21 protein-coding genes are annotated in these 24,924 nt (G+C 64.5%); 8 read left to right on the top strand and 13 right to left on the bottom strand.

Annotated elements, in window-relative coordinates; translation table 11 throughout:
- Positions 1-2 precede the first annotated feature (2 nt).
- The 7 genes from CK227_RS08265 (at position 3) to CK227_RS08235 (ending at position 9,028) form a co-directional block, all read left to right on the top strand.
- A complete protein-coding gene (locus tag CK227_RS08265; protein ID WP_095772688.1) occupies positions 3-2,414 on the top strand; it encodes a circularly permuted type 2 ATP-grasp protein in 2,412 nt (803 codons plus the stop codon).
- A gap of 3 nt (positions 2,415-2,417) precedes the next feature.
- Complete coding sequence (locus CK227_RS08260; RefSeq protein WP_095772689.1) at positions 2,418-3,302, top strand: transglutaminase family protein; 885 nt, start codon at positions 2,418-2,420, stop codon at positions 3,300-3,302.
- A gap of 149 nt (positions 3,303-3,451) precedes the next feature.
- A complete protein-coding gene (locus CK227_RS08255; RefSeq protein ID WP_095772690.1) occupies positions 3,452-4,390 on the top strand; it encodes a glycosyltransferase family A protein in 939 nt (312 codons plus the stop codon).
- A 100-nt stretch (positions 4,391-4,490) separates the two neighbouring features.
- Positions 4,491-5,582, top strand: a complete 1,092-nt coding sequence (locus tag CK227_RS08250) for a DNA topoisomerase IB (RefSeq protein WP_095772691.1) — start codon at positions 4,491-4,493, stop codon at positions 5,580-5,582.
- A gap of 98 nt (positions 5,583-5,680) precedes the next feature.
- Positions 5,681-6,055: a YciI family protein gene (locus CK227_RS08245; protein WP_095772692.1), complete on the top strand. Its 375-nt coding sequence runs from the start codon at positions 5,681-5,683 to the stop codon at positions 6,053-6,055.
- A complete protein-coding gene (locus tag CK227_RS08240; RefSeq protein ID WP_095772693.1) occupies positions 6,052-7,326 on the top strand; it encodes an RNA polymerase sigma factor in 1,275 nt (424 codons plus the stop codon). The genes CK227_RS08245 and CK227_RS08240 overlap by 4 nt, the downstream gene beginning before the upstream one ends.
- 187 nt (positions 7,327-7,513) lie before the next feature.
- A complete protein-coding gene (locus CK227_RS08235) occupies positions 7,514-9,028 on the top strand; it encodes an aldehyde dehydrogenase family protein (protein WP_095772694.1) in 1,515 nt (504 codons plus the stop codon).
- 112 nt (positions 9,029-9,140) lie between these two features.
- On the opposite strand, the gene CK227_RS08230 is transcribed toward CK227_RS08235, so the two are convergent.
- Entirely contained in the window at positions 9,141-10,028 is an 888-nt protein-coding gene (locus CK227_RS08230; protein WP_245318111.1) for a hypothetical protein, read from the bottom strand.
- Between the two features lie 185 nt (positions 10,029-10,213).
- On the opposite strand from CK227_RS08230, the gene CK227_RS37800 reads away from it, so the two are divergent.
- Entirely contained in the window at positions 10,214-10,336 is a 123-nt protein-coding gene (locus CK227_RS37800; RefSeq protein WP_280951230.1) for a hypothetical protein, read from the top strand.
- A 68-nt stretch (positions 10,337-10,404) separates the two neighbouring features.
- Here CK227_RS37800 and CK227_RS08225 read toward each other — a convergent pair whose 3' ends face one another.
- The 12 genes from CK227_RS08225 to CK227_RS08170 all read right to left on the bottom strand — a co-directional run bounded on the left by CK227_RS08225 (position 10,405) and on the right by CK227_RS08170 (position 24,792).
- On the bottom strand, positions 10,405-13,266 hold the full coding sequence (locus CK227_RS08225) for a nitrate reductase (protein ID WP_095772696.1): 2,862 nt from the start codon (positions 13,264-13,266) through the stop codon (positions 10,405-10,407).
- Between the two features lie 2 nt (positions 13,267-13,268).
- Complete coding sequence (gene nirD / locus CK227_RS08220) at positions 13,269-13,598, bottom strand: nitrite reductase small subunit NirD (protein ID WP_095772697.1); 330 nt, start codon at positions 13,596-13,598, stop codon at positions 13,269-13,271.
- A 211-nt stretch (positions 13,599-13,809) separates the two neighbouring features.
- A complete protein-coding gene (nirB, locus tag CK227_RS08215) occupies positions 13,810-16,260 on the bottom strand; it encodes a nitrite reductase large subunit NirB (RefSeq protein WP_095772698.1) in 2,451 nt (816 codons plus the stop codon).
- A 10-nt stretch (positions 16,261-16,270) separates the two neighbouring features.
- Positions 16,271-17,512: a nitrate/nitrite transporter gene (locus CK227_RS08210; RefSeq protein WP_179295813.1), complete on the bottom strand. Its 1,242-nt coding sequence runs from the start codon at positions 17,510-17,512 to the stop codon at positions 16,271-16,273.
- A 116-nt stretch (positions 17,513-17,628) separates the two neighbouring features.
- The gene (locus tag CK227_RS08205; protein ID WP_095772748.1) at positions 17,629-17,820 is read right to left on the bottom strand and encodes a twin-arginine translocation signal domain-containing protein; all 192 of its coding nucleotides are present in this window, start codon (positions 17,818-17,820) and stop codon (positions 17,629-17,631) included.
- 395 nt (positions 17,821-18,215) lie between these two features.
- Positions 18,216-19,013: an ABC transporter ATP-binding protein gene (locus tag CK227_RS08200; RefSeq protein ID WP_095772700.1), complete on the bottom strand. Its 798-nt coding sequence runs from the start codon at positions 19,011-19,013 to the stop codon at positions 18,216-18,218.
- Between the two features lie 10 nt (positions 19,014-19,023).
- Complete coding sequence (gene ntrB / locus CK227_RS08195; protein WP_095772701.1) at positions 19,024-19,917, bottom strand: nitrate ABC transporter permease; 894 nt, start codon at positions 19,915-19,917, stop codon at positions 19,024-19,026.
- A gap of 53 nt (positions 19,918-19,970) precedes the next feature.
- Positions 19,971-21,287, bottom strand: a complete 1,317-nt coding sequence (locus CK227_RS08190; RefSeq protein ID WP_095772749.1) for a CmpA/NrtA family ABC transporter substrate-binding protein — start codon at positions 21,285-21,287, stop codon at positions 19,971-19,973.
- Positions 21,288-21,644: 357 nt separating this feature from the next.
- Positions 21,645-22,883: a CmpA/NrtA family ABC transporter substrate-binding protein gene (locus CK227_RS08185; RefSeq protein WP_095772702.1), complete on the bottom strand. Its 1,239-nt coding sequence runs from the start codon at positions 22,881-22,883 to the stop codon at positions 21,645-21,647.
- Positions 22,880-23,482 carry an ANTAR domain-containing response regulator gene (locus CK227_RS08180; RefSeq protein WP_032931485.1) on the bottom strand — a complete coding sequence of 201 codons (603 nt, stop codon included), beginning with the start codon at positions 23,480-23,482 and terminating at the stop codon, positions 22,880-22,882. The genes CK227_RS08185 and CK227_RS08180 overlap by 4 nt, the downstream gene beginning before the upstream one ends.
- Before the next feature lie 118 nt (positions 23,483-23,600).
- A complete protein-coding gene (locus tag CK227_RS08175) occupies positions 23,601-23,921 on the bottom strand; it encodes a hypothetical protein (protein WP_095772750.1) in 321 nt (106 codons plus the stop codon).
- A gap of 76 nt (positions 23,922-23,997) precedes the next feature.
- A complete protein-coding gene (locus tag CK227_RS08170) occupies positions 23,998-24,792 on the bottom strand; it encodes an endonuclease/exonuclease/phosphatase family protein (RefSeq protein WP_140891360.1) in 795 nt (264 codons plus the stop codon).
- Between the last annotated feature and the right edge of the window lie 132 nt (positions 24,793-24,924).

Raw genomic sequence — 24,924 nt, 5'->3', positions numbered from 1 at the left:
CGATGGCAAAGGGGAATCACAAAAGGATACGCGGCAAGCCGCAGATCCATAGCCTACTGGAGCACTACCAGCCCATCGACGGCGTCGTCGACGAGATGGTCGACGCCGCAGGCAATCCCCGTCCGGTCTGGAAGCATTTCATCGAGGCGCTCGACGATCTCGGCGCCGAGAAGCTCGGCCAGCGTTTTGCCCGCGCCGACCAGTATCTGCGCGATGCCGGCGTCTACTACCGCGTGTATGACAAGGCCGGCGCCAATGAGCGCGAATGGCCGCTGGCGCATGTACCGCTGCTCATCGAAGACAGCGAATGGGCCGCGATCAGCGCCGGTCTCGTGCAGCGGGCCGAACTGTTCGAGGAAACCATCGCCGACATCTATGGGCGCAACCGGCTGATCGAAAAAGGCATCCTGCCAGCGGGATTGATCGCGGCCAGCCCCGAATATTTGCGGCCTGTCGTGGGTACCACGCCGGCCGGCGGCCATTACCTGCATATCTGTGCCTTCGAGCTTGGCCGTGGGCCTGACGGCCAGTGGTGGGTGCTGGGCGACCGTACGCAGGCGCCGTCGGGCGCAGGCTTCGCCCTGGAGAACCGCGTCGCCACGACGCGCGCGCTGTCCGACATCTATGGCGAGATGCATGTGCATCGGCTCGCCGGCTTCTTTCGACGTTTCCGCGATGCGCTGATCGGCATGGCCAGGGAAAGCGATGGCCGCGTCGCCATTTTGACGCCGGGACCACTCAACGAAACCTACTATGAACACGCCTATATCGCCCGCTATCTCGGCATCATGCTGCTCGAAGGCGAGGACCTGACCGTTTCCGGCGGCAGGCTGATGGTGCGCACCGTTTCCGGCTTGATGCCGATCAGCGTGTTGTGGCGGCGTCTCGACGCGGCTTTTGCCGATCCGCTCGAATTGCGGTCGGATTCGCAGATCGGCACGCCGGGGCTGGTCGAGGCGATCCGCCAGGGGGCGGTAGCCACAGTCAATGCGCTGGGTTCAGGCCTGATGGAAACGCGGGCGCTGCTCGCCTTCCTGCCCAAGATCGCGCGCGAATTGCGTGGCGAGGAGCTGCTCTTGCCGAGCGTCGCGACATGGTGGTGCGGGCAGGCGACCGAACGCGCCCATGTGCTTGCAAATATCGACCGCATGGTGGTCGGCCCGGCGCTGTCGACGAGACTTGCCTTCGAGGATGATGGCCAGACCACGCTCGGTTCGGCGCTGTCGGCAGGCGAACGGGCCGAGCTGGTGGCGCGCATCGAACGCGATGGCGGCGCCTTCGTCGGCCAGGAAGCCGTGACGCTGTCGACGACACCGGTCTTTGTCGGCGGCTGGCTGGAGCCGCGGCCGGCGAGCCTGCGCGTCTACCTGGCGCGCACACCCGATGGCTGGACGGTGATGCCGGGCGGGTTTGCCCGCGTCGGCTTATCGCTCGACCCGACGGCGATCGCCATGCAACGCGGCGGCCAGGCGGCCGACGTCTGGGTGGTCAGCGACAGGCCCGTCGAGCGCGAGACGCTGCTGCCGCAGGAGGGTGACAGCTTCACGCGCACCAGGCCGGGCAGCCTGCCGAGCCGCGCTGCGGAAAACCTGACCTGGCTCGGCCGTTATATCGAGCGCTCGGAAGACACGGTGCGCATCCTGCGCGCCTACCATGTGCGGCTGGCCGAGACATCCGATCCGGACATGCCGCTGCTGGCCGACATCAGGGACTATCTCGAACCGTTCGGCATCGACGTCGAGACGGCGATCCCGTCGGGGCTGATCGGCACGCTCGACAGCGCGGTCTACAGCGCGGGCCAGATCCGCGACCGCTTCTCGCCCGACGGCTGGCTGGCGCTCAAGGACCTGTCGAAGACCATCCACCAGTTCGCGACGACGGTGGCGCCGGGCGATGACGCGACGCGGGCCATGACCGTGATCCTGCGCAAGCTCGCCGGTTTTTCCGGCCTGCTGCATGAGAACATGTACCGTTTCGCCGGCTGGCGGTTCCTTGAGATCGGCCGGCGGCTGGAACGCGGCATCCAGATTGCCCGGACGCTGTCCCGGCTGACCGACCCCAAGGCGCCGGACGGCGCGCTCGACATGATGCTGGAGATCGGCGACAGCGTCATGACCCATCGCCGGCAATATCCGGTGCAGGCCGGCCGGCGCACGGTGATCGATCTTCTGGCGCTCGACCCGCTCAATCCTCGCTCGATCCTGTTCCAGTTGGAAAGGCTGAAGGCCGAGATCGGCCTGTTGCCGTCGGTCGGCGGCGAGGGGCACATGTCGACGGCGGCGAAGGAGATCCTGCAGCTCAACACGGCCATAGCCATCAAGGAGCCTTCGGATATGACGGCAAAGGCGCTGGACGAACTCGCCTATGAAATCGGCGGTCTCTACAACAGCCTCGCCAAAGCCTATTTCGGCTAGTTCATGCTCTACGACATCAGGCTTCATCTCCATTACGACTATGCAGCCGCGGCAGGCGGCGGTCGCCATCAGATCCGCGTGCTGCCATCGACGATATCGGGCGTGCAGCGCGTCATTGCCGCATCGCTGTCCTTTGCCCCGGCGCCCAATGAACGATCGGATTTCTCGGATTTCTTCGGCAACAACGTCACTTCGATTGCTTTTCGCGATGCCCATGACGCGCTCGACATCAGGATGAGCGCCCGCGTTTCGGTGTCGCGGCCCGAGCCCGGGCTCGACGTGTCGCCCGATATAGGGCGGCTGCGGCAGGAACTGGCCGCGGTGCGGTCGTTGGCGTCTGACTCGCCGCACCATTTTCTGGCGGGAAGCGCTCACTCCGGTATCGACGCGGCGATCACCTCTTATGCGCAGGACAGCATCGGCACCTCGGCCGCCGGCACGGCAATGGATCTGTGCAACCGCATCCATCGGGATTTCACTTATGACGGCGAGGCGACCACGGTGCGGACCCGGGCCAGCGATGCCTTCAGGCTGAAGCGCGGCGTCTGCCAGGATTTTTCGCACATCATGATCGCGGGCTTGCGCGGGCTCGGCATTCCGGCCGGTTATGTCAGCGGCTTCCTGCGCACCATCCCGCCCAAGGGCAAGCCGCGGCTGGAAGGCGCCGACGCCATGCATGCCTGGGTCAAGGTCTGGTGCGGACGTGACGCCGGCTGGCAGGAGTTCGACCCGACCAACGGCATGCGAGCCAGCAACGATCATATCACCGTCGGCTACGGCCGCGACTATTCCGACGTCGCGCCGATCGTCGGCGTGCTGAAGACCACTGGCGGGCAGGTCGGCGAGCAGGCCGTCGACGTCATTCCGGCTGCGCTCGAGAAGGTATGAAAGCGAGCTGAAAAGCGCGAAGCGTTCCGCCACTGCAATTGTGGGTGGAGGAAGCGACTTCTCAAACATCGAAGGGGTCGCTAATCTCTATTTGTTTCGAGGGACAGCCATTTTTTGCTGCCAATGGGCGCGGGCGCGGGGTCTTTTAATTGAAAGCGGTCAGCGTCGTCATCCCGGCCTACAATGCGGCGGCCACGATCGCGACAACGCTGGCGTCGCTTAGCAGTGAGGCCGACGTCATCGGCGAGGTCCTGCTGGTCGACGATGCATCGACCGACAACACGGCTGATGTCGCAAGGCAGGCAGCGGCGCAATTGGCCTTGCCGCTGCGCGTGCTGCCTGCCGAATGCCGCGACGCCGGCGGCGCCCGCAACGTGGCGCTGGCCCAGGCGCTCCATCCCTGGGTGTATCTGATCGACGCCGACGATTTGCATCTTCAGGGCGGATTGCGCGCGCTGCTGCGGCAGGCGGAGAACCAGCCGAAGGCCGGCATGATCGTCGGCGCCTACCGGCGGCGGGTGAACGGCCAGGATCGGCAGATCAAGATTCCGAACGGCTATCAGGCTGCGTGCCTGGCAAATGCTTCGGCCTACGTAAAAGGCGACATACGCTCCGTCGCCGTGGGCAGCGTTCTGGCGTCCCGGCAACTGATCGGCGATACACGGTTTCCGGTGGGCCTTGCCTATGACGAGGACACGCTGTTCTGGGCGCGGCTGATGAGCAAGGTTTCGCTGGCCATGACGCCGCAACCCGTCATGGTCTATGAGGTTTCGCCGGCCCGTTCCGACGACCGCTTTGCAATCAACCCGGTGCGGCGCTTCCTGGAGTGGCGCCGGGAATTGCGCACGCTCACCGATTGCGGCATCCCGGTCTCGGCGCTCAAGACCAGGGAGGGGCTTGTCGCCCTCAAGATCGCCCGCGTCCACTATGCGCGCGGCGACCTGGACATTGCCGCGCGCTTCCTGGCAGTGGCCGCTGCCGCGCCAAAGCGGCGGTCGGAAGCCTGGCGCTGCCTGCGCTACAGGCTCAAGCTCGCGGTGCGACGGCGGCTGTCGGCGCCGCGGGTGGAACTGCAGGGCGCCTCGTAAGGTTCCGTCATTCGCTTGCCGCGCCAGCCGACTTTCGCGGCAGGGCGTGGAACCAGCTGTCGGCCAGCAGCTTATCTACTCATATTTGCGTGGAGCTTGCATGCTGCAGAGATCCGGATTGCCGCCCTGCCGGTCAACCGACGACGACGCCGCGCCGAAGAACGGGGCGCAAAGCGCGGCCGGGCACGCCGCACTGACCTATGTCAGCGATGCCGAGCCCGGTATACGCCGGCTAAAGACAGGCAAGGGATTTTCCTACAAGGGGCCGGACGGGAAAGCGGTCTCCGATGCCGCCAGGGCGCGTATCGAGGCGATCGTCATCCCGCCGGCCTGGACGGATGTCTGGATCTCGCCTGATGCCGACGGGCACATCCAGGCGACTGGCAGGGACCAGCGGGGGCGCAAGCAGTATCGTTATCATCCGCAATGGGCCGAAGAACGCGACGGTGCCAAATATTCGAGCCTCGTTGCCTTCGCCGAAAGCTTGGCCAGCCTGAGGCGCACGATAGACAGCGATTTGCGCCGCCACGGCCTGCCGTTCGAGCGCGTCGTCGCCGCGGTCGTCTGGCTGCTCGACAACACGATGATCCGCGTCGGCAATGCCGCCTATGCGCGAGACAACAAGAGCTTCGGCCTGACGACGTTGCGCGACCGCCATGTCGATATCAAGGGATCGAGGCTGCGCTTCGCCTTCGAGGGCAAGTCCGGCAAGGAATGGAAACTGAAGCTGGTCGATCGCCGTATCGCCGGCATCGTGCGGGGTGCGCAGGACCTGCCGGGCCAGAAACTGTTCCAGTATCTCGACGAGGAAGGCAACAGACGCCCGATCCACTCCGACGACGTCAACCGCTACATCAGGGATGCCGCCGGCGATGCGTTCAGCTCCAAGCATTTTCGCACCTGGGGCGGCACCATCCATGCCGCGTCGCTGTTTGCGCAGACGGAGCTGCCCGAAACCCAGGCCCAGCAAAAGCGGGTGATGAACAGCGTCATCGACAAGGTGGCCGAGCGGCTGGGGAACACGCGCGCCGTCTGCCGCAAATGCTATATTCATCCGCTGGTTTTCGAGGCCTGGTCGCAGGGACGGCTGCTGGCAGAAATGGCGGAAGCCAACAAGCGCAAGCGGCCGATCGAGGGTCTCGATGACGAGGAAGCGATCGTGCTGAGATGGTTGAAGTCGCATCAACGCTGACTGGCGGCGATTGACGGTCGCTCAATCCGTCTTTTTTGTCGACGTCGTGTCGGGATCGGTCATACTGTTTCGTCCTTTGATACAGAAAAGGACCAGCCATGCTCTACGCCATACTCTGCTATGCCTCCGAAGACGTCGTCAGCTCCTGGAGCAAGGCGCAGGACGACGAAGTCATGGCCAATCTCCTCAACGTTCAGGACAAGTACGCCAAGGCTGGCCGACTTGGCCCGGTGGCGCGGCTTTTGCCGACGACGGCGGCGACGACGCTGCGGAAAGTGAAAGGCGAATCGGTCGTCATCGACGGGCCCTTCGCCGAGACCAAGGAGCAGTTCCTAGGTTTCTACACCCTCGACTGCGCCGATCTCGACGAGGCCGTCGAATTCGCCCGTGAGCTCTCCGAGGTCAACCCGAGCGGCGGCTCCTATGAGATCCGGCCGGTCTCGGTGTTCAATCCCACCGGGGTTGCCGTATGACCGAACTTGCCTGGATCAGCTCCGCGATCAGCGCCGCCCGCCCGCAGGCAATGGGCGCGCTGCTGCGCTATTTCCGCGATCTCGATACGGCGGAGGAAGCTTTCCAGGATGCCTGTCTCAGGGCGTTGAAGAACTGGCCGCAGAACGGGCCGCCGCGCGACCCGGCGGCGTGGCTGATCTTCGTCGGCCGCAACAGCGGCATCGACGCGGTGCGCAAGCGCGCCAAGCAGGCGCCGATGCCGGAAGAGGACCAGATCTCCGATCTGGAGGATGCCGAGAGCGACATCGCCGAGCGGCTGGACGGCGCGCACTATCGCGACGACATCTTGCGGCTGCTCTTCATCTGCTGCCATCCGGACCTTCCCGCAACGCAGCAGATCGCAGTCGCGCTGCGCATCGTCTCCGGTCTCACCGTCAAGCAGATCGCTCGCGCCTTCCTGGTCGGCGAGAGCGCCATGGAGCAGCGCATCACCCGCGCCAAGGCGCGCATCGCCGACGCCGGCGTGCCGTTCGAGACGCCGGGCGCGGTCGAGCGCTCCGAGCGGCTCGCCGCGGTGGCGGCGATGGTCTACCTGATCTTCAACGAAGGCTATTCGACCAACAGCGGCGAGGCGCCGGCCCGCGCGCCGCTGTGCGAGGAGGCGATCCGGCTTGCCCGGCTGTTGCTGCGGCTGTTCCAGACCGAGCCGGAGATCATGGGGCTGACGGCGCTGCTTTTGCTGCAGCATGCGCGCGCGCCGGCCCGCTTCGACGAAGACGGCGAGATCGTGCTGCTGGAGGACCAGGATCGCGGCCTGTGGAGCCGCAAGATGATCGACGAGGGGCTGGCGCTGGTCGACAAGGCGTTGCGCCATCGCAAGCCCGGTCCCTATCAGGTGCAGGCGGCAATCGCCGCTTTGCATGCCCGGGCAGAAAAGGCCGAGGACACCGACTGGGTGGAGATCGACCTGCTCTACGGCCTGCTCGAACAAATGCAGCCGTCGCCCGTCATCACGCTCAACCGCGCGGTGGCGGTCTCGAAAATACGCGGCCCGGAAGCCGCCCTCGCGATGATCGAGCCGCTGGAAGAAAGGCTTTCCGGCTATTTCCACTTCTTCGGCCTCAAGGGCGGACTGCTGATGCAACTCGACCGGGGTGAGGAGGCGCGGGTTGCCTTCGATCGCGCCATCGCGCTGGCCAACACGGCGGCGGAAGCGGCCCATATCCGCATGCATATCGACCGTTTGATGAAAGACGGCGCCGTGCGCGTGCCGGCGAAAAAGGCCAACTGAGCCGCGTTTGCCCATCTGGCTCAATCGTGTCGCCCGGGCTTAGACCATGCCGGGGTGGCGATTTTCCCTTGAAACGAGTAAGGCCACGCCATGACTGTGCCCGAAGTGCCTTTTCGGCACGCGGGCGAATGGCGCGAGGCTTTGATCCGACGCCAGATGATGACGACGGGATCTGAAAGGGACAAAAATGACCATTGCGAAGGAAACGGCCGAGCTTCTGGCGAAACTGGGTGTAGCCAAGGACGCGCTTGCCGGCGGCGACCTCATCGTGCGCAGCCCGGTGACGGGCGAACAGATCGCGGCGCTGAAGACCATCTCGCCGGCCGACGCGGCAAAGACCATCGATGCCGCGCACAAGGCGTTCCAGTCCTGGCGGCTGGTGCCCGGTCCGAAGCGCGGCGAACTGGTAAGGCTGCTCGGCGAGGAATTGCGTGCGCACAAGGCCGAACTTGGCCGGCTGGTGTCGATCGAGGTCGGCAAGATCCCATCCGAGGGGCTCGGCGAAGTGCAGGAGATGATCGACATCTGCGATTTCGCCGTCGGTCTGTCCCGGCAATTGTACGGTCTGACCATCGCTACCGAGCGTCCGGGCCATCGCATGATGGAAACCTGGCATCCGCTCGGCGTCGTCGGCGTCATTTCCGCCTTCAACTTCCCGGTCGCGGTGTGGTCGTGGAATGCGGCACTGGCACTGGTCTGCGGTGACGCGGTGGTGTGGAAGCCATCAGAGAAGACGCCGCTGACCGCACTTGCCTGCGAAGCGATCTTCAAGCGCGCGGTCAAGCGTTTCGGCGCCGACGCGCCGCAGGGGCTGGCGCCGGTGCTGATCGGCGACCGCGCCGTCGGCGAAATCCTGGTCGACCATCCCAAGGTGCCGCTGGTTTCGGCGACCGGCTCGACCCGCATGGGCCGCGACGTCGGTCCGCGCCTGGCCAAGCGCTTTGCGCGTGCCGTGCTGGAACTCGGCGGCAACAATGCCGGCATCGTGGCGCCCACCGCCGATCTCGACATGGCACTGCGTGCCATCGCGTTCGGTGCCATGGGCACGGCCGGCCAGCGCTGCACGACGCTGCGGCGCCTGTTCGTGCATGAGAGCGTCTACGATGCCTTGGTGCCGCGCCTGAAGAAGGCCTATCAGAGCGTCTCGGTCGGCAATCCGCTAGAGACCTCTTCGCTGGTCGGGCCGCTGATCGACAAGGCGGCTTTCGATGCCATGCAGAAGGCGCTGAAGGAAGCCACCGCCCATGGCGGCAAGGTGACCGGCGGCGCGCGCGTCGAGAACGGCCACCCGGACGCCTACTACGTGCACCCGGCGCTGGTCGAAATGCCGAAGCAGGTGTCGCCGGTGACAGAAGAGACCTTCGCGCCGATCCTCTATGTGATGAAATATTCGGATTTCGACGCCGTGCTCGACGAACACAATGCGGTGGGTGCGGGCCTGTCGTCGTCGATCTTCACCCGTGATCTGCAGGAATCGGAGCGTTTCCTCGGTGTCGACGGTTCGGACTGCGGCATCGCCAATGTCAATATCGGCACGTCGGGCGCCGAGATCGGCGGTGCCTTCGGCGGCGAAAAGGAGACCGGCGGCGGCCGCGAGAGCGGCTCGGATGCGTGGAAGGCCTACATGCGGCGCGCCACCAACACGGTGAACTATTCCAAGGCGCTGCCGCTTGCCCAGGGTGTTTCGTTCGACATCGACTGAGAACGCCGAGGTCTGCCCAAGATCAGTGTCGGTGATGCTCGGCGAGCGTCAATCGACACAGGGCAATCCGCCTCACGCGTTCCCCAAAATCGGCCCCTGTGCAGGGCGCTGCTCAGTCACCGCCTTGCGGTGGCGGGAAACAAGCCTTGAAGGCGTTGTCGACGACAGCCAGCTTGGCGGCCTGCACGGTCATGTATTCCTCGTAGAACCCGTGCGACACCCACATCACCGAATGGCCGCGTTGGCCAAGCCAGCCAATGCTGCCGAGTTCCTCGGCAGTGCGCAGTTTGCGGCCGAGATGGGTCCGCGACAGCTTGAGCCATTTGGCGAAATCGCCGATCGAAACGACGCTGGTCGGAATCCGCTCCAGGCCGGCATGATCCGGATCGATGCCGGACATCAGCCAGTCCATGACGATACCGCCATTGTTGAGCCAGATGAAAAGGGAAAAGGTCTGGTTGGGTTCGCGCACCGGCTTTGAGGCCAGCAGGCCGTCAGCGATCAGTGGCTGCAGCGTGGCAAGCATGTCGGGCCGTTCCAGATATCTGCCCAGCCGGTCGCCGCCATCGATATGGTCAAGCGTGCGCAGATGGGCGGTTACCCAGCCGGTGAACCTCTCGATGGTGGCGGCCGTCGGTTGCAGGGGATGCGTGCGGCCGTCCCCACCCGCCACATACTCGGCGATGTTGTAGTGCAGCATCTCCTTGATGAAAGCATCCGCCGTATTGCGGCTGGCCACGGCGTTCTTGTGCACGACCTCGGTGAAACGCGAGACGGTCAACTCCTTGCGGCGGTCGTTCGGGTCCCGCCGGAAATGCATGGAAAGGCCGACATGAGCCATCAGCCAACGTTGCTGCGTGGCAAAGATGGAAGCCAGTCGCGGGGTTTCCTCATAGATTCGGATCAGGGACTGCGACTGTTCCTGTACGTAGCGGTGCAAGGCCGGATGGGCGGCTATGTCTTCCAGATTCAGCGCGGATCTCCCGATCTCTTGAATCAACTCGGATAGCGAAGTTGCGTTCCCTATTTTTCAGCCTTCAACACTTGTGTCCAGACGTACCATTTGCGGACAACAGGGCCAGCCGAGGCATGGATCGAGAGTGGCGGGTTCGTGGTTCAGTCCGCTAACTGATTGCTATGGCTTGGAAAACCTCTCGCAACGATAGCCAGCCGAACGGCTGCCCCTTGAAGGGCGACCTGTGCGTCCTGGCCCTCCTTGAAATTCACCTGGATGAGCGGGCAGGTGACCATTTCCAATTGCTGGTCCACGGCGGCATCACCCCATCCACCAATATGGTCGAAGCCTGAAGTCGAATTAACAGTTGGTCAGGTTTGGCGTGGCCTCGCGGACAGCTCAAATCATACAGGATTGCGGCTCACTCGGCCGCTTGAACGCGGCCAGCCTGGATGAGGGCGCGGATCTCGGACCGGCAGGAGCCGCAATTGGTGCCGGCCTTCAGCGCGCCGCCGATGGCTTCGACAGTGGTGCAGCCGGCCATCACCGCGGCCACGATCTGGTTGGCCCCGACGTTGAAGCAGGAACAGACGGTGGCGCCGGCATCCGGCCGTTCGGCACCGGCGCGGCCGGCGACGATCCTGAAGCGCTCGCGCTGGCTGGCGTGGACCTCTTCGAGCTGTTCGGCCGCCCAGCCGCGCGACACCGCGACCGGGCCCCGGGCGACGAACAAAGCACCCGTGAGGTGCTCACCGTCGAAGGCAGCGATGCGGTGCTGGCCGGCGTCGCGGTCGTGATAGGCAAGCATTTCGGCCGAAGGAGCCTCGAAAAGCGAGCCGGCGAAGGCTGTCCAGTCCGCGTCGTCGTCGGCAAAGGCAAGCTCGACCCGCCATCCGCCCCTGCAACGAGCGACCGCCCAATAGTCAGCAGCAATCGCCTCGGGACGGCGGCGCATCACGGCGAAACCAAAGGCCTTTGCGGCAAATTTCTCGATACGGGCCGCGACATGTTTCAACGCCGGCTGACCTGAAACCGGATCGATGAGCGGTGCGGTCAATGCGTCGAGCCGGCCTTTTGCCGCGAACTGATCGGTCCAGTGCATCGGCGCGAAGACGCTGCCTTGGCGCTGGCGTGACGTGATCAAGGCGCGGACCAGTACGTCGCCACGCGGGCTGGAGATCCGCACGATGTCGGCGTCGCCGATGCCGTGGTGCTGCGCGTCCACGGGATGGATTTCGACAAAGGGCTCGGCGATGTGCTGGGACAGACGCGGGCTTTTGCCGGTGCGCGTCATGGTGTGCCAGTGGTCGCGGATGCGGCCGGTGTTGAGGATGAGCGGGAAGTCGGCGGCGGTGCGGGTTTCCGTGGTGGCGCGGATGGCGATGAAGCGGGCTTTGCGGTCGGGTGTGTAGAAGTGGCCGTTGGCGAAGAAACGCGCGGGTTGCTGCTCCGTCGTGCTGTTCGCTTGTTGCGAATGTCGAGCTTGATCGCCCCCCTCTGTCCTGCCGGACATCTCCCCCTCAAGGGGGGAGATCGGCAGCTCCGACGCCGGGTCTCCGGTTGCAACGCTGGAGATTGGCGAAAGCCGATAAAACAGCTGATTTCCCCTCTTGAGGGGGAGATGGCCGGCCGGCCAGAGGGGGGTGTCTTGGCTCGGCGCTGGCCATTGGAAAGGCTCAAGCGCTGCATAGGTCTCATCATCGACACTTGCATAAGCGCCAATATCGAAATCCCGCGCACCGTCATTCTCGAATCCAGAGAGGGCGGCATGCTCGCCAAAAATTTCCGCCGGCGTCTCATGCCCGAACGCCTCGGCAAGACCCATCCGCCGCGCCACCTCCGCGATGATCCACCAGTCGGGCCTCGCCTCGCCGGGCGCCGCCAGAAACGACCGCTGGCGCGAGATGCGGCGCTCCGAATTGGTGACGGTGCCGTCCTTTTCGCCCCAGGCGGTGGCGGGCAGCCTGACATGGGCATGATGCACCGTGTCCGTGCTGGCCAGCACGTCCGAAACCACAACGAACGGGCAAGCCTTGATTGCCGCTTCGACGGCGTCTGCGTCCGGCATCGAATCGACCGGGTTGGTGGCCATGATCCACAACGCCTTGATGCGGCCGTCGGCCACGGCTTGAAACATCTCGACGGCCTTCAGCCCGGGCTTTTGCGCGATATCGGGCGCGTTCCAGAAGCGCTGGACGCGATCGCGGTGTTCGAGATTTTCGATCTCCATATGGGCGGCGAGCATGTTGGCCATGCCGCCGACCTCGCGACCGCCCATGGCGTTGGGTTGGCCGGTCACCGAGAACGGCCCGGTTCCCGGTTTGCCAATGCGGCCGGTGGCGAGATGGCAGTTGATGATGGCGTTGACCTTGTCGGTGCCGGACGACGACTGGTTCACACCCTGGCTGTAAACGGTCACCGTCTTCGCGGTCGCTGCGAACAGGCTGTAGAAGCGGGCAAGCTCGTCTTCGCTCAGGCCTGTTGCGGTGGCAACACTGGTGAGATCGAGCGCCGATGCTGCAAAAAGAGCTTGTCCGAAGCCGGTCGTATGCTCCGTGATATAGGCGCGGTCGAGCGCATCGTGCTGGCCGAGCCAGGCGAGCAGGCCGGTGAACAGGGCGACGTCGCCATCGGGCGCGATCGCCAGATGCATGTCGGCGATATCAGATGTCATGGTGCGGCGCGGATCGACCAGCACGATCTTCATCTCCGGCCGCTTTTCCCGGGCCGCCGCGATGCGCTGGTAGAGCACGGGATGACACCAGGCGAGGTTGGAGCCGACCAGCACGATCAGGTCGGCGCGTTCCAGATCCTCATAGGTTCCCGGCACCGTGTCGGAGCCGAAGGCGCGGCGGTGGCCGGCGACGGACGAGGCCATGCACAGGCGCGAATTGGTGTCGATGTTGGCCGAGCCGATGAAGCCCTTCATCAGCTTGTTGGCGAGGTAGTAATCCTCGGTCAGCAGTTGCCCCGAGACATAGAAGGCGACCGCATCCGGTCCGTGCTCGGCAATGGTCCGCGAGAAAGTCGAAGCGACGATGTCGAGCGCCTCGTTCCAGCCTGTCCGGCGGCCGTGGATTTCGGGATGAAGCAGCCTGCCGTCGAGACCGATAGTCTCGGCCAGGGCGGAACCCTTGGAGCAGAGCCGGCCGAAATTCGCGGGATGATCGGGGTCGCCGCGGACAGACACCTGCCCGTCCGCGGCGACTTTCGCCAGCACGCCGCAGCCCACCCCGCAATAGGGGCAAGTGGTCCTCACCTCGCGTGCTGCGTCGATCTCCATGGTCAGGCGGCGCGGCTGGCCAGCGCTTCCAGCGCCAGGAACAGGCGCTCGCCCTCGACCTTGACCGGGATGGTGCGTACTGCGCCTTCGTCGGCGCCGAGCGCCTTGCCTGTCTCCAGCGAGATCACCCAATTGTGCAGGGGGCAGGTCACCGCCGCGCCATGGACGATGCCTTGGCTCAGCGGCCCGCCCTTGTGCGGGCAATGGTCGTCGATGGCATAGACCTGATCGTCCTGGGTGCGGAAGACGGCGACCTTGCCTTGCGGGGTGGCGACACAGCGCGCACCACGGCGGGGGATGTCGGAGATGGTGCCGATGGCGATCCAGTTCATTGGGCTGCCTTTGCTTGATAGGATTGCGCCAAGGCACCCCCCTCTGTCCTGCCGGACATCTCCCCTTCAAGGGGGGGGATTGGCTGCCTCGATGACGGCGACCGTCCTGCGACGTTGGAGATTGGCGAAAGCCGAAACGATATTCGATCTCCCCCCTTGAGGGGGAGATGGCGGGCAGGCCAGAGGGGTGTGCTTCGCGCAAACATCTCCATCACTCCGCCGCCTGCGCAAACCCGACCGAAGCCATCGGCCGAAACTCGTGCTTGTCCTTGCCGGAGACGCGTTCCGACCACGGGTCGACCTGGGCGAATTTCTGGGAGAAGACGAAGCGGTCGTAATAGGCCTTGCGCTTGGCATCGTCGTCCATGATCTGGCGCTTGATCTCGGGGATGCCGATACGCTTGGCCCATTTGTAGATGCGTTCGAGATAGCGGCCCTGCTCGCGATACATCTGCGTCAGCGCCACGATATGCTCCAGCGCCTCGTCCTCGGTCTTCACAAGGCCGAGCACTTCGGTGCCCTTGATGTCGAGCCCTGCCGCTCCGGCGAAATGGATCTCGTAGCCAGAATCGACGCAGATGACGCCGACATCCTTGCAGGTCGCCTCGGCGCAGTTGCGCGGGCAGCCCGACACCGCCATCTTGACCTTGGCCGGGGTCCACGAGCCCCACATGAATTTCTCGATACGGATGCCAAGCCCCGTCGAATCCTGCGTGCCGAAGCGGCACCAGTCGGAGCCGACGCAGGTCTTCACCGTGCGCAGGCCCTTGGCGTAGGCGTGGCCGGAGACGAAGCCGGCCTGGCCGAGATCGGCCCACACCGCCGGCAGGTCCTCCTTGCGAATGCCGAGCATGTCGATGCGCTGGCCGCCGGTGACCTTGACCATCGGGATCTCGAACTTGTCTACGACGTCGGCGATAGCACGCAATTCTGCGGCGTTGGTGACGCCGCCCCACATGCGCGGCACCACCGAATAGGTGCCGTCCTTCTGGATGTTGGCATGCACCCGCTCGTTGATGAAGCGCGACTGGTAGTCGTCGGCGTAGTCGTCCGGCCAGTCGCAGACGAGGTAGTAGTTGAGCGCCGGCCGGCATTTGGCGCAGCCGCAGGAGGTCTTCCACTCCAGTTCCTGCATGACGGCGGGAATGGTCTTGAGGTGCTTTGCCTTGATCAGCCGGCGCACCTCGTCGTGGCCGAGCGTGGTGCAGGAGCACATGGGCTGCACGGCCGCAGGGTTGTATGTGTCGCCGAGCGTCAGCACCATCAGTTTCTCGACCAGCCCGGTGCAGGAACCGCAGGAGGCGGACGCCTTGGTATGCGCCCTGACATCGTCGAGCGAGGTCAGGCCCTTGGCCGTGATAGCGCCTGTGATCTTGCCCTTGCAGACGCCGTTGCAGCCGCAGATTTCCGCATCATCCGGCAAGGCTGCAACGGCCGCCATAGGGTCCAGCGGGGCACCCCCCTGATAGGACTGGCCGAAGATCAACGTTTCGCGCATCTCCGATATGTCGGTTTGCTTCTTCTTGAGATCGTTGAACCAGGCACCGTCCGCCGTCTCGCCATAGAGCACGGTGCCGATGATGCGGTCGTCCTTCAGAACGAGCCGCTTGTAGACGCCGGCGGCGGCGTCGCGCAGCACGATCTCCTGGCGGTCCTCGCCCTCGGCAAAGTCGCCGAGCGAGAACAGCTCGATGCCGGTGACCTTGAGCTTGGTCGGCGTGTCCGAATGGACGAAGGCGGCCGCCTCGTCGCCGGCAAGCTGGTGGGCCGCGACGCGCGCCATCTCGTAGAGCGGCGCGACCAGCCCATAGACCATGCCGTTGACCTCGGCGCATTCGCCGAGCGCGTAGATGTCGGGGTCGTTGCTGCGCATGCCGGCATCGACGACGATGCCTCTGTTGACGGCGATGCCAGCCTCCTTGGCCAGCGTCGCGTTCGGCCTGATGCCGACGGCCATCACCACCAGCGTCGCCGGAATGACGGTGCCGTCGGCGAGCTCGACCCGCTCGACCTTGCCGTTGCCGGTGATCGCCTGGGTGTTGGCCTTGGTGATGACCTTGATGCCGCGTTGTTCCACCGCGCGCTGCAGCAGGTAGCCGGCGGCCGGATCGAGCTGGCGCTCCATCAGCGTCGGCATGACATGCAGCACGGTGACGTCCATGCCTTGCGCGTTGAGGCCCGCCGCCGCCTCCAAGCCGAGCAGCCCGCCGCCTATGACGACCGCCTTGGCCCGCGACTGGGCGGCCAGCATCATGGCTCGCACGTCGTCGAGATCGCGGTAGGTCAGCACGCCGGGCAGGTTGTGGCCCGGCACCGGAATGATGAACGGCACCGAGCCGGTGGCGATGACGAGCTTGTCGTAGGGCTCGGTTACGCCATGGTCGGAGGTGACGGTTTTCGCCTGCCGGTCGATGGCAACGATCTTGTGACCCTTGTAGAGGGTGATGCCATGCTTGATGTACCAGCCGTCACCATGGATGATGATCTCCTCATAATCCTTTTCGCCCGACAGCACCGGCGACAGCATGATGCGGTCATAATTGACGCGGGGCTCGGCGTTGAAGATGGTGACGGCGTAGCGGCCCGGCGCCTGCTCGAGGAGGTGCTCCAGCATGCGCCCGGGGGCCATGCCGTTGCCGATGATGACGAGTTTTTCTGTCATGTCCGCTCTCTCACTCAGCCGCGTAGGAAAGGGGTGAAACTTCGGCGGATGCCGCGCGCTCCATGCGCCGGATGGAGACATGCATCCAGGCAAGGCAGGTGGCGACGATGACGAACAGCAGCATGAAGCAGCTCGACCACACGCCTGTGAGGTCGTTGAGCGCGCCGAAGGCGATTGGCAGGATGAAGCCGCCGAGCCCGCCGATCATGCCCACCACACCACCGACCGCGCCGACATTCTGCGGATAGTAGGCCGGGATGTGCTTGTACACCGCGGCCTTGCCGAGGCTCATGAAGAAGCCGAGCACGCAGGCGACGGCGATGAAGGCGAGCGGGCCGATCTCGAAATGGAAGGCGATCGGCCCGCTAATGCCGCGCACGACGTAGTCTGCCGAGGGGAGAGACAGAACGAGAGTCGCGACGGCACTGACGGCGAACGTCGAATAGAGCACGGTGCGGGCACCGATCCGGTCGGAAAGCACGCCGCCATAGGCGCGGAAGACGCTTGCGGGAATTGAATAGGCCGCACCGATCATGCCGGCGGTCGCAAGCCCGAAACCGTAGACGCCGATCAGGTAGCGCGGCAGCCAGAGCGACAGCGCCACGAACGCGCCAAAGGCGAAGAAATAGTAGAAGGCGAAGCGCCAGACCTGCACATTCTTGAGCGGCGCGAATTCCTGCCAGAAGCTTCTCGTGGGTGTTGCCTTGCCGGCGCGGCGCTCGCGGATGACGGGATCATCGCCGGTGGTAAACCAGAAGATGGCGGCCATGACGACGAGCGCTGCGGCCCAGATCAGCGCCACCGACTGCCAGCCCCAGGAGAGAAGCACGAAGGGCGCCAGGAACTTGGTGACCGCGGCCCCGACATTGCCGGCACCGAAGATGCCGAGGGCCGTGCCCTGCCTGTCTGCGGGGAAGAAGCGCGAGACATAGGACACGCCGACGGCGAAGGAGCCGCCGGCGAGCCCGACGCCAAGCGCAGCGACCAGCATCTGCCCGTAGGTGTGCGCGAAAGCCAGCAGGAAGGTCGCCGCCGCCGCCGCAAGCATGGTCGCAGTGTAGACCAGCCGTCCGCCAAAGCGGTCGGTCCAGACGCCGAGCACCATGCGCACGAGCGAACCGGTGAGGATCGGCGTGCCGACGAGCAGGCCGAACTGCGTCTCGTTCAGCCCGAGATCCTGCTTTATGCGCACGCCGATGATTGAAAAGATCGTCCACACCGCGAAGCATACGGTGAAGGCGATGGTGGACATCACAAGCGCCTGCCGGGGGGCATTGTCCTGGCTGGGCGGGGCTGGGAGATTTGCGGTCAATGTCTGGCTCCGGTCTGCGGCGTGGGAGGCACCGCGGATATTTTGTGGGTGAATGATCAGCGGCGCGGCATCGATGGATGCAACGACACCGAGTTCGCGACGGTCAGGTCCTTGCCTTGAATCTTGGCGCCTGTCGGAAACAGCAGGAGCGCGGCGGTGAACAGTGCCGCCGTCAGCGCGCTGCTGGCCAGAAAATCGCGCCGCGTGAAGTCCGCGAGGGACGCGCCAGTTCCGATCCGTTTCGTCATCGTCGTCTCCGTTTGGGCGCCGCTTGGACCGGCGCCGTCGATCTCGCAAAAACAAAAAAGCCGCCGGCCAGGTCTTCGCGCGTCCGTCCATCCGGGATCGCGCATTGACCTGAGCGGCAGCTTTGCCTGTGGCGCCCGCCATTGGACGCCGTATCACTTGGCCCTTGCGGACCTACATTCCGAAATGCAGGAAGCGTGCCAATTCGAGAGCGCCCTGGATTATCGAATGAAATCAATGTGAACCGCAGCCGAACGACTTTTGACCAAGCGCGGCAGCGGATCAAAGATTAGTCAGAATGCCTTGCGCAGCAGCGTAATATTTGTGCAGTGCGATAGGCTGCCTATTGCCGATGCACATTGCCAATTGCCGATGATTGCGCTTTTCGGTCATGGCCTTATTCGGCGGCTGCGACGAAGCGGTGGCGTTCGTAGAGGAATTTCAGCACCGCCTCACGGCAGCGCAGGAAGGTCCGGTCTGAAGAAAGTTCGACGCGCCGGCGTGGGCGCGCCAGCGGCACCGCAAGCACCTCGCCGATGGTCGCTGCCGGACCATTGGTCATCATGACGATGCGGTCGGAGAGCAGCACCGCCTCGTCGACATCGTGGGTGATCATGATCGTCGTCGAGCCCAGCCTGGAATGAATGTCCATCACGGCATCCTGCAGATGGGCGCGCGTCAGCGCATCGAGCGCGCCGAACGGCTCGTCGAGCAGCAGGATCTTCGGCTCCATGGCGAGCGCCCGGGCGATGCCGACGCGCTGCTTCATGCCGCCCGAGATTTCCGCCGGGCGCTTGTCCCTGGCGTGCGCCATCTGCACGAGGTCGAGATTGCGCATGATCCAGTCATGCCGCTCGGCCTTGCTTTTGCTGCGGCCAAAGACTTTCGACACCGCCAGGTTGATGTTCTCGTAGACGGTCAGCCAGGGCAGCAGCGAGTGGTTCTGGAATACCACGGCACGCTCGGGGCCGGGGCTGTCGACTTCCTTGTTCTCGAGCAGCACGGCACCGGCGGACACCTTGGTCAGGCCGGCGATCAGGTTGAGCAAGGTCGACTTGCCGCAGCCGGAATGGCCGATGATGGAGACGAATTCGCCCTTGTCGATGGTCAGCCGGATGTCTTTCAGCACCTCGGTGACCTGGCCGCCGCGGGCGAAGGTTTTGTCGATATGGTCGAGTTTCAGATAGGCGGTCATCGCGCTGTCCTCACTTTGCCGTAGTGCCGCGGGTGACGAAGGCACCGACGCCAGCGACCAGGCGGTCGAGGCAGAAGCCGGTGACGCCGATATAGGCGAGCGCGACGATGATGTCGGGCAGCCGCGACGAATTCCATGCGTCCCAGATGAAGAAGCCGATGCCCACGCCGCCGGTCAGCATTTCGGCGGCGACGATGGCGAGCCAGGACAGGCCGATGCCGATCCTCAAGCCGGTGAAGATATAGGGTGCTGCGGCCGGCACCATGATCTTGACGAAGAACTCGAACGGGTTGAGCCGCAGTATGAGGGCGACGTTGCGGTAGTCCTGCGGGATGTTGCGCACGCCGACGGCGGTGTTGATGATGATCGGCCAGATCGACGTGATGAAGATGACGAACAGCGCCGACGGGCTGGAATCGCGGAACGCCGCCAGCGACAGCGGCAGCCAGGCCAGCGGCGGCACGGTGCGCAGGATCTGGAACACCGGATCGAGGCCGCGCATCGCCCAGATCGACTGGCCGACCAGCGCGCCGAGCGCCACCCCGACCACCGCCGCCAGGCCGAAGCCGATGGCGACGCGCTGCAGCGAGATCAGCACCCGCCAGGCCAGTCCGATATCCTGCGGGCCATTGTCGAAGAACGGATGCGCGATCAGGTCATAGGCCTCGTTCCACACCTGGCTCGGCGGCGGCAGGCTGGCGGTCGGTGACGAGCAGGCGACCTGCCAGACGACGAGCAGGAGGGCGATGACGACGGCAGGCGGCACCAGCGCCGTCGCGACCTTGCCGGCAATGGCGAGCGGGTCGATGCGGCGTCGGCTCTTGGCTGTGAACGCAACCAGTTCGGCGGCGGGCTTTGCCGGAAACGCCTTCACCTTGGTGTCCTCGATGGTTTGGATGGACATGTCTTGGAAACACTCCTGGGCGCTGGGCGACAACGGCGCGAGTGCCGTTGGGCCTAAGCCGATGCCTTGATCTTCAGGCTGTCGAGATAGGCGGACGGGTTGGCCGGATCGAAGACCTTGCCGTCGAAGAACGTCTCGACGCCACGCGACGAGGAGGCCGGAATGTCGGCCGCCGCCACGCCGAGGTCCTTGGCTGCCTCGCGCCAGAGATCCTCGCGGTTGACCTGATCGACCAACGCCTTGACATCGGTGGTCGGTGCGAATTTGCCCCAGCGGATGTTCTCGGCGAGGAACCACGAATCATGGCTCTTGAAGGGGTAGGAAACGCCGCCCTTCCAGAACTTCATGTAGAGATCGGTACCGTTGGCGACGCGGCCATTGCCATAGTTGATGTCGCCCTTGAGGCGGCCGATGATGTCGGCGACCGGCACGTTCATCCATTGCCGCTTGCCGATGATGGCGGCCATCTCGTCCTTGTTCTCCTTGGCCTCGCACCATTGCTGGGCTTCCATGACGGCCATCAGGATCGCCTTGGTGGCGTTCGGGTTCTTCTCGATGAATTCGGCGCGCAGGCCGAGCGCCTTTTCCGGATGGCCTTTCCACAATTCGCCCGTGGTGGCGGCGGTGAAGCCGACGCCCTGGTGGACGAGCTGCTCGTTCCACGGCTCGCCGACGCAGAAGACGTCCATGTTGCCGACCTTCATGTTGGCCACCATTTGCGGCGGCGGCACGACGATGGTCGAGACGTCCTTGTCGGGATCGATGCCGCCGGCGGCCAGCCAGTAGCGCAGCCAGAGGTCATGCGTGCCGCCCGGGAAGGTCATGGCGGCCTTCACTTCCTTGCCGGCGGCCTTCTTGGCGGCGAAGGTCTCCTTCAACTTTGAGGCGTCGAGGCCGACACCGGTGCCGGCATATTCCTGCGCGACCGAGATGCCCTGGCAGTCGTAGTTGAGCCGCGCCACGATCGCCATCGGCATGGGCTGGTTGTTCTGCGTCACCTTGCCGGTGTGCATGAGGTAAGGCAGCGGCGTCAGTATGTGGGCGCCGTCGATGCCGTTGGCGGCACCGCCAAGCATCAAATTGTCGCGCGTCGCACCCCAGGAGGCCTGCTTCAGCACCTCGACATCGGGCATGCCGAATTTGGCGAACAGACCTTTCTCCTTGGCGACCATCAGGGGCGCGGCATCGGTCAGCGCGATGAAGCCGAGCTTGGCGCCGGTGACTTCCGGCGCGGCGGTCGCGGCATAGGCGCCCGAGGGGAGCAGCGCACGCGCGGCCGCCAGGGTTGCCGCGGTGGCAGCACCTGCCATCAGAAAACCGCGACGGGTCATGCCCTCAAGAGAGGTTTCAGTCTTGATGCGTTTCGTCATCGTCATCTCCCGTTGGGCACTGCTCGGATCAGCGCCGTCGATTGCGTGTTCGGTCAAAACAAAAAAGCCACCGGCCAGGCCGCGCGCGTCCGTCCATCCGGGATCGCGTGTTGACCTGAGCGGCAGCTTTGCCTGTAGCGCCCGCCATTGGACGCCTGTTACGTGACCCGAGAAGGGTCTGCCTATTGCAATGCAGGAACCGTGCCAGTTTCGGAGCAGATGACAAACACAAATAAAATCAACTATATAGTACAGCTATCGGCGCAAGAACCCGCAGGGTGGACAAGCCAAAGATTGTTCATGGGTGCAAATGCACGCACAATTTTTGTGCAATGCACAATAGTGGCGCGGAAATGATCAGGCTTCCGTGCGGGCCGATTTCTGGCGCGCTATGTAGGTGTCGATCTCATCGGGATCGAAGATCTGGCCGTCGAAGAAACCGTCCGGGCCGAGCACCAGGCCGGCGCCGGTCGCGCCGACCGCGGTGGCGACCTTGAGCGCGCCCTCGACCTTCGCATTGGCCCCGGGAAGCGCGACACCGAGCGGCTTCAGCGCCGAGCGGTAGAGGTCGGGCCGGTAGCAATCCCGGGCGATGGCGAGATTGTCAGGCGTGTGCGCGACATGCCCCCAGCGCACCATCTGCGTGTAGAACCACAGCGCATGGCTCTTCCACGGAAAGTTCGCGGCCTTATCGAAGGGCAGGAAGAAGTCGTCGACATCCAGCTCCGCTCCGCCGCCCAATCGCAGATGGCCGGTCAGGATCGGCATCTGCACGGCCGGCGGCAAGCCGAGGAAGCGGGCCTGCGCCATCACCGCGGCCAATTCGGCGTGGTTGGCCGGGTCCTGGCACCAGCGCGCCGAATGATGCAGCGCGCGCAGCAGCGCCGCCAGAGCCTCCGGTTTCTCGTCGGCCCAGGCCTTGCGCACCCCGATCACCTTCTCCGGGCTGTTGCGCCATATCTGCGCCTTGACGGTGACGATATGGCCGGTGCCGGCGGCGACCGCAGCGCTGTTCCAGGGTTCGCCGACGCAGTAGCCGTCGATGCGTCCAGTGGCGAGCGCGTCGGCCATGAAGGGCGGCGGCACGATGACGATCTCGATTTCGCGGTCGGGATCGATGCCGCAAGCGGCGAGCCAGTAGCGCAGTTCGTAATTGTGCCCGGAATGCGGGTGCACCACGGCAAAGCGCAGCGGTTCGCGGCGCGCGGCCGCCCGATCGCGAATGAATGCGCGCAGGGCCGCGCCGGCGCGCGCGGGATCGAGATCGGGTTGGGCGCCATGCGCCGCCATGCCGGCCCAGACAGCGTTGGAGATGGTGACGCAATTGCCGCCGAGCCCGAGCGAGAACGGCACGATGGTCTCGGAAGCGAGCGGCGTCAGCCCGAGATTGCAGGCGAGCGGCATGGGCCCCAGCATATGCGCGAGATCGAAATGGCCGATGGCGATGCGGTCGCGAATGTTGGCCCAGGACGTCTCGCGGTGCAGCGTCAGCTCAATGTCTTCGCGGGCGGCGAAGCCAAGCTCGCTCGCGGCCACCAGCACGGCGCTGTCGAAAAGCGGCATGAAGCCGGCGGTGATCTGATGGCTCATGCTCATTCGTCCTCCGCCGGCCCCAGCAGCCCGGCAGCGGTCACCAGGCTCTGGGCGATGTCGCTGATCTTGCGGTTCTGGTTCATCGCCGTCTTGCGCAGCAGCGTGTAGGCGGCCTCTTCGGAGAGGCCGCGCGACTTCATCAGTATGCCCTTGGCGCGATCGATGACCTTGCGGCTCTCGAGTTCGCTGCGCGCCTCTTCCAATTCGCGCGCCATGCGCGAGAAGGCATTGAAGCGGCTCACCGCCATGTCGAGGATCGGCTTGACACGCTCTTGCCGCAGGCCATCGACGACATAGGCCGACACGCCGGCATCGACCGCGGCCTCGATCGAGGCCTGGTCGGACCGGTCGACGAACATGGCGATCGGGCGCTTCACGGCGCGCGACAGCTGGAACATGTTTTCGAGCATGTCGCGGTTAGGGTTTTCGAGGTCGATGACGATGACGTCGGGTTCGATCTCGGCGATCCGCCGCGCAATGCCGGTCACGTCATGGATGACTGTGACAAGCTGATGGCCGGCCTCGCGCAGGCCGGCCTCGATGATCGAGGCACGGATGCGATTTTCATCGATCACCAGGACGGCTAGGGAGGATCGGACCATGCCTGCATTGTGGGGAAGGCCGCGAAATTGTGCAATGCGGCATAGCCACGTCCTTGAAAGGAATGTGGCCATGCCGCCGCCGAGGACTACGTCCTGTCAGAACGGGGTAAGGCGTGGGTTAGCCGCAAACGCGAACGTCTTCGACCACCCTATGGTGGTGGCGCCAATGCACGACTGTTTCCAAATGGCAGCGATGGTGCCGGTGGTAACGCCGATATTGGCCATAATTATCGTACTGAACGCTCTGGTCGTCCTCATATTGGTTGTCATAGCGCCGGTCATGGTGCCGGCGAATAACAATCCCGCCATTGTCGGAATCGTCTGGTGAATATTGGTTGCCGTCGTCGGACTGGATAATCACACTTGCAGCTTGCGTCGGCGCAATGACCGATGCAGTTGCGGCCAATGCCAAAAGGGACGCTAAAATCAACTTTTTCATTTTGTCCTCCTGCGCGTTCAACACATATAAACTTGACCATAAACTCGCGGGTGACCCGGAGCGTTCCACTGTAGATCTACACGCTTTGCGACGCCGGGGACATCATGGCGTTATCGGCGGAAACCATGTGATCCAGGCGAACGAAGGCCGTGAGCGGCAGATGGTCGGAGGCGACGCGCGAAAGCGGCGTGTCATGGGCTTCGACCGCCGCGATCATTCCGTGCCGATTGGTCATGATCCGGTCGAGCGCCAAAAGCGGCAGGTTCGAGGGGAAGGTGGGCACCGCCGGTGGCTGAGGCCCGAACGTCGCGTGCAGCGTGTTGAGCGCCGAGCGGTTGCCGAGCCGCCATTCGTTGAGGTCGCCGAGCAGCAAGGTCGGCTTTTCATCGGCGCTGCTCATGATGTCCAGCACGACACGGGCCTGTTGCGAGCGCGAGTGGCGCAGCAGGCCGAGATGGGCGGCGATGATGCGCAAGGTGCGGTTTCCGTCGAGGTCGATCTCCGCCACCACCGCGCCGCGCGGTTCCAGGCCCGGAAGCCTGATCTGATGCACGTCACGGACGACGCCCTTCTTGAACAGGAGGACATTGCCGTGCCAGCCATGGCCCTTGCCGGTCGCTGAAATCGGCACCGGCACCAGGCCGGTTTCCCGCTCGAGGCGGGGCAGGTCGAGAAGCCCGTCACGGTCGCCGAAACGGTTGTCCGCTTCCTGCAGCGCGATGACGTCGGGGTCGATTTCGCGGATGACGCGGCTGGTGCGCTCGGGATCGAATTTGCGGTCGACGCCGATGCATTTGTGGACGTTGTAGGAGGCAACCAAGGTGCCTGTGGTGGCGGTTGCCTTGTGCGCAGCCGCGTTTGCCTTGCGCATCCGCCTGTCGCGAATGGACAAAAGCATGGTTGCCGGGAGGCTGCGTCCGTTCATCCGCACCGTGTGCCTGCCATGCCTGCTGGTCTCACCATGCACCTCAAATAGAGTCTTTGCGCTTATGTTCCACGGCCG

It is taken from the genome of Mesorhizobium sp. WSM4308 (genome assembly GCF_002294905.1).
Lineage (GTDB): Bacteria > Pseudomonadota > Alphaproteobacteria > Rhizobiales > Rhizobiaceae > Mesorhizobium.
Note: the sequence above shows the minus strand (reverse complement) of the source record. Positions and strands in the feature narration are given on the sequence as shown.

Bases quoted from the DNA above. Each gene is read 5' to 3' on its own strand.
- CK227_RS08265 (WP_095772688.1), top strand. From the start codon at position 3: ATGGCAAAGGGGAATCACAAAAGGATACGCGGCAAGCCGCAGATCCAT.
- CK227_RS08260 (WP_095772689.1), top strand. From the start codon at position 2,418: ATGCTCTACGACATCAGGCTTCATCTCCATTACGACTATGCAGCCGCG.
- CK227_RS08250 (WP_095772691.1), top strand. From the start codon at position 4,491: ATGCTGCAGAGATCCGGATTGCCGCCCTGCCGGTCAACCGACGACGAC.
- CK227_RS08245 (WP_095772692.1), top strand. From the start codon at position 5,681: ATGCTCTACGCCATACTCTGCTATGCCTCCGAAGACGTCGTCAGCTCC.
- CK227_RS08240 (WP_095772693.1), top strand. From the start codon at position 6,052: ATGACCGAACTTGCCTGGATCAGCTCCGCGATCAGCGCCGCCCGCCCG.
- CK227_RS08235 (WP_095772694.1), top strand. From the start codon at position 7,514: ATGACCATTGCGAAGGAAACGGCCGAGCTTCTGGCGAAACTGGGTGTA.
- CK227_RS08225 (WP_095772696.1), bottom strand. From the start codon at position 13,266: ATGGAGATCGACGCAGCACGCGAGGTGAGGACCACTTGCCCCTATTGC.
- nirD (WP_095772697.1), bottom strand. From the start codon at position 13,598: ATGAACTGGATCGCCATCGGCACCATCTCCGACATCCCCCGCCGTGGT.
- nirB (WP_095772698.1), bottom strand. From the start codon at position 16,260: ATGACAGAAAAACTCGTCATCATCGGCAACGGCATGGCCCCCGGGCGC.
- CK227_RS08210 (WP_179295813.1), bottom strand. From the start codon at position 17,512: ATGTCCACCATCGCCTTCACCGTATGCTTCGCGGTGTGGACGATCTTT.
- CK227_RS08205 (WP_095772748.1), bottom strand. From the start codon at position 17,820: ATGACGAAACGGATCGGAACTGGCGCGTCCCTCGCGGACTTCACGCGG.
- CK227_RS08200 (WP_095772700.1), bottom strand. From the start codon at position 19,013: ATGACCGCCTATCTGAAACTCGACCATATCGACAAAACCTTCGCCCGC.
- ntrB (WP_095772701.1), bottom strand. From the start codon at position 19,917: ATGTCCATCCAAACCATCGAGGACACCAAGGTGAAGGCGTTTCCGGCA.
- CK227_RS08190 (WP_095772749.1), bottom strand. From the start codon at position 21,287: ATGACGAAACGCATCAAGACTGAAACCTCTCTTGAGGGCATGACCCGT.
- CK227_RS08185 (WP_095772702.1), bottom strand. From the start codon at position 22,883: ATGAGCATGAGCCATCAGATCACCGCCGGCTTCATGCCGCTTTTCGAC.
- CK227_RS08180 (WP_032931485.1), bottom strand. From the start codon at position 23,482: ATGGTCCGATCCTCCCTAGCCGTCCTGGTGATCGATGAAAATCGCATC.
- CK227_RS08175 (WP_095772750.1), bottom strand. From the start codon at position 23,921: ATGAAAAAGTTGATTTTAGCGTCCCTTTTGGCATTGGCCGCAACTGCA.
- CK227_RS08170 (WP_140891360.1), bottom strand. From the start codon at position 24,792: ATGCGCAAGGCAAACGCGGCTGCGCACAAGGCAACCGCCACCACAGGC.